The organism is Streptomyces sp. NPDC048295 (assembly GCF_040652135.1).
Taxonomy (GTDB): domain Bacteria; phylum Actinomycetota; class Actinomycetes; order Streptomycetales; family Streptomycetaceae; genus Streptomyces.
Genome location: NZ_JBEZLL010000068.1, coordinates 1 through 5,131, shown reverse-complemented (window position 1 = coordinate 5,131; position 5,131 = coordinate 1). Strand labels below are relative to the sequence as shown.

The window sequence follows — 5,131 nt, the reverse complement described above, 5'->3', positions numbered from 1 at the left end:
CTGGCGCAGGGCTATCTCGACCGTCCCTCGCTGACCGCCGACCGCTTCGTCGCCGACCCGTACGGCCCTGCCGGTACGCGGATGTACCGCACGGGCGACCTGGTCCGCTGGAACCACGAGGGCTCGGTCGAGTACCTCGGCCGCGCCGACCAACAGGTCAAACTCCGCGGCTTCCGCATCGAACTCGGCGAGATCGAGAGTGCGTTGACCGCTCAGGAGGAGATCGGGCAGGCCACGGTCGTCGTCCGCGAGGACCGGCCCGGCGACAAGCGCCTCGCCGCCTACCTCACCGCCGCGGACGGGGCCCGGATCGACACCGAGGCGGTGCGCCGCGAGATCGCCGGCACGCTCCCGGAGTACATGGTCCCGTCCGCCTTCGTCGTCCTCGACGAGATCCCCCTCACCGTCAACGGCAAGGTCGACCGACGCGCCCTGCCCGCCCCGCAGTTCAGCAACGAACCCACCGGGCGCGCGCCCCGGGGGCCGGGCGAGGAAGTACTGTGCGGCCTCTTCGCGGAGGTCCTCGGACTGCCGTCGGTCACCATCGACGACCACTTCTTCCACCTCGGCGGGCACTCCCTGCTCGCCACCCGGCTCATCAGCCGCATCCGGCAGACCTTCGGCGTCCAGATCACCGTCCGGGACCTCTTCCAGGGCCCGACGGTGGCCTCGCTGGCCGAGTTCGTGGAAGCGGGCGGGGACGCCGTGCAGCGGCCCGCACTGCGGGAAGCGGTGCGGCCCGAGCGGGTCCCGCTCTCCTCGGCCCAGCAGCGGCTGTGGTTCCTGCACCACCTGGAGGGCCCCTCGGCGACGTACAACATTCCGCTGGCGCTGCGCCTCACCGGCGCACTCGACCCGCGGGCCCTCAGGCTCGCGCTCACCGACCTGGTGGTGCGGCACGAGTCGCTGCGCACCCTCTTCGGGATGGCGGACGACGCCGCCTACCAGTGGCAGCTGCCGGCGGCCGAGGTCCGGGTGGAACTGCCCGTCGTCGCGGCGACCGAGGCCGCGCTGGAGGCCGAGCTCGGCGCGTACGCTGCCCGCAGCTTCGACCTCGAGGCCGAACTGCCGCTCCGTGCCACCCTGTTCGCACTCGGTGAGCAGGAGCACGTCCTGCTGGTGGTGATGCACCACATCGCCTCCGACGGCTGGTCCACCACTCCGCTGCTGCGCGACCTTACCGCCGCCTACACGGCGCGCACCGAGGGCACCGCCCCCGCCTGGGAGCCGCTGCCGGTCCAGTACGCCGACTACACCCTCTGGCAGCAGGAACTGCTCGCGGTGGACGGCGAACGGCAGGCGGAGTACTGGCGCCACACACTCGACGGCCTGCCCGACGAGGCCACCCTGCCGGCCGACCGTCCGCGCCCGGCGGTCGCCACCTACCGAGGCTCCACCCACAGCGTCCATGTACCCGCGGAGCTCCACGACGCGCTCACCCGACTGGCCCGGGAGACCGGCAGCACGATGTTCATGGTGGCCCAGGCCGCCGTCGCCACCGCGCTGTCCCGCTCCGGCGCGGGCGACGACATCCCGATCGGCGCCCCGATCGCGGGCCGCTCGGAGCAGTCCCTGGACGACCTGGTCGGCTTCTTCGTCAACACCCTGGTGCTGCGCACGGACCTGAGCGGCGACCCCGGCTTCCGCGACCTGCTCTCCCGGGTCCGCGAGGCCGATCTCGCGGCGTGGGCCCACCAGGACCTGCCCTTCGACCGGCTGGTGGAGACCCTCAACCCCGAGCGCTCCACCGCCCGGCACCCCCTCTTCCAGGTGGTGCTCACCCTTCAGGAAGCACTCACCCCGACCCTCGAACTCCCGGGAATCACGACCGAGTCGGGCTTCACCACCCTGGAGATCTCCAAGTTCGACCTGACCTTCTCCTTCCATGAACACCGCACGGCCGACGGCCGCCCCGGTGGACTGGACATCAGGGTCGAGTACGCCACCGACCTGTACGACGCCGGTACCGTCGAAGCGGTCGCCGACCGGCTGGTCCGGCTGCTCGGCGACGCCGTCGCACACCCCGAGATCCCGGTAGGAGAACTGGAGTTCATCGGATCCGACGAGCGCCACCGGCTCCTGGAGGGATGGAACGGCGCGGTCACCGGCTCCTTCGACGCGGGCCTCGCGGAGCTGTTCGCCGCACAGGCCGCCCGTACCCCGGACGCGATCGCCCTGGTCGACGGCGCCCGCGAGGTGACCTACGCGGAGCTGGACGCGGACACCAACCGGCTGGCCCATCACCTCGTGGGCCTCGGCGTCCGGCCGGAGAGCGTCGTCGCCGTCCTGATGGAGCGGTCGGCCGACCTGCTCACCGGGCTCCTCGCGGTGGTCAAGGCCGGCGGTGTCTACGCCCCGCTCAACACCGCGGACCCCGACACCCGGCTGCTCCACATCCTCACCGAGACCGCGGCGTCGGTCCTGCTCACCGACCGGGCACTGGCCGATCACCCGATCGTGGCCCGGACCGCCGCCGAGACGGTCGTGCTCGACGCAGCCGCCGACTTCTCCCACCTCCCCGCCATACCACCGGCACCCGGCGCCCACCCCGACCAGTGGCTGTACGTGATGTTCACCTCGGGCTCGACGGGGCTCCCGAAGGGCGTCGCGGTCACCCACCGCAATGTGGCGGACCTGGCGGCCCAGACCATGTACGCGAACGGCAACCACCGGCGCGTGCTGTTCCACTCACCGCACACCTTCGACGCCGCCACCCACGAGATCTGGGTGCCGTGGCTGAACGGCGGCGCGGTTGTGGTGGCACCTCCGGGCTACCTCGACCCCGGGACCCTGGGCGGGCTGCTGACCGAGCACGCGATCAGCTCGCTCTGGCTGACGGCGGGCCTGTTCCGGGTGATGGCGGAGGAGGTCCCGGAGGCCTTCGCCGGGGTGCGTGAGGTGTGGGCGGGCGGCGACGTCGTTCCGCCGGAGGCGGTGCGCCGCGTCATGGACCACTGCCCGGACGTCACCGTCGTCAACGGTTACGGACCGACGGAGACCACCACCTTCGCCACCACCCACCGCATCCACCGCCCGCTGGACTACACGGGCGCCATCCCGATCGGTGAGCCCCTGGACAACCACCGGCTGTACGTACTCGACGAAGGCCTGCGGCTGGTCCCGCCGGGCACACCCGGTGAGCTGTACATCGCCGGCGCCGGCCTCGCCCGTGGCTACCTCCGCCGGCCTGGCATGACGGCGGACCGCTTCGTCGCGGACCCGTACGGTCCGGCCGGTACGCGGATGTACCGCACCGGCGACCTGGTCCGCTGGAACCACGAGGGCTCGGTCGAGTACCTCGGCCGCGCCGACCAGCAGGTCAAGCTCCGCGGCTTCCGCATCGAGCTCGGCGAGATCGAGAGCGCGTTGACCGGCCATGAGAGTGTGGGACAGGCGACCGTGGTGGTCCGGGAGGACCGGCCCGGCGACAAGCGCCTCGTCGCCTACCTCGTCGCCGCCGACGGCGCCCCGATCGACGTGGCCGAACTGCGCGGCCATGTCTCGGCCGCGCTGCCCGAGTACATGGTCCCGTCCGCCTTCGTCGTCCTCGACGAGATCCCCCTCACCACCAACGGCAAGGTCGACCGACGCGCCCTGCCCGCACCCCAGGTCTCCCACGCCACCCACGGGCGTGCCCCGCGCACACCGCAGGAAGAGGTGCTCTGCGGTCTCTTCGCGGCCGTCCTCGGGCTGCCGTCGGTCACCATCGACGACCACTTCTTCCACCGGGGCGGACACTCGGTGCTGGGCACCCGCCTGATCAGCCGCATCCGGCGCGCGTTCGGGGTGCAGCTCGGAGTGAAGGATCTGTTCCGCAACCCGACGGTGCTCGCCCTCTCGGAGTGCGTCACCGCGGGCAGCGGCGAACTGCCCCGGCCCGCGCTGATGCCCGAGGAGCGGACGGACATCATCCCGCTCTCCTCCGCACAGCAGCGGCTGTGGTTCCTCGACCAGATGGAAGGCCCCTCCGCCACCTACAACATCCCGCTCGCCCTGCGCCTCAAGGGCGCACTCGATGCCCAGGCGCTCCAGCTCGCCCTCACCGACCTCACCACACGCCACGAAGGCCTGCGCACCGTCTTCCCCACCCACGAGGGCACCCCCCACCAGCGCATCCTCCCTCCGACCGTCATCGACCTGCCCCTGATCACCACCACCGAGGAGGAACTCACCGCACGACTGGCCGACCTCTCCGCGGCCACCTTCGACCTGGCCGTCCAGCCGCCGATCCGCACGCATCTGCTCTCGGTCGGCGAGCAGGAACACATCCTGCTGGTGGTCATCCACCACATCGCTTCCGACGGCTGGTCCAACGGGCCGCTCTTCCGCGACCTGGCCACCGCCTACCAGGCCCGCACCGAGGGCACCGCCCCCGCCTGGGAGCCGCTGCCGGTCCAGTACGCCGACTACTCCCTCTGGCAGCAACGGCTCCTGGGAAGCGACGAGGAACGCCAGCTCGACTACTGGCGCGCAGCGCTGGCGGACCTTCCGGAGGAGGCCACGCTCCCGGCCGACCGGCCCAGGCCGGCCACCGCGTCCAACCGGGGCACCACACACACCGTGCACTGCCCGGCCGACCTGCACGACTCGCTCACCTCGCTGGCCCAGGAGACCGGCAGCACCCTGTTCATGGTGGCCCAGGCGGCGGTCTCGACCCTGCTGTCCCGCTCCGGCGCCGGCCACGACATCCCGCTCGGCTCACCCGTCGCAGGGCGCACCGACCCGGCCCTCGACGACCTCGTCGGCTTCTTCGTCAACACGCTCGTCCTGCGTACGGACACCAGTGGTGCCCCGAGCTTCCGTGAGCTGCTGGGCCGGGTCCGGGAGGCCGACCTGGCCGCCTGGAGCCACCAGGACCTGCCCTTCGACCGCCTGGTCGAGGCCCTCAACCCCGAGCGCACCACCGCCCGGCACCCCCTCTTCCAGGTCATGCTCACCGTCGGCGACATGTCCGCCGACGCCCCCGAACTCCCGGGGCTGGAAGCGGCGTACGAGTTCTCGAAGGTGGAGATCGCCAAGTTCGACCTCACCTTCGGCTTCGCGGAGCGTCGTTCGGTGGATGGTGGGCCGGGTGGGTTGGACATCACGATCGAGTATGCGACTGATCTGTATGACGCGCGTTCGGTGGAGT

General features: G+C 71.6%; 1 protein-coding gene. It reads left to right on the top strand.

Going from position 1 to position 5,131, the window contains the following annotated elements:
• The coding region (locus AB0D53_RS41515) for an amino acid adenylation domain-containing protein (RefSeq protein WP_362454712.1) at positions 1-5,131 on the top strand (5,131 nt) is incomplete at both ends.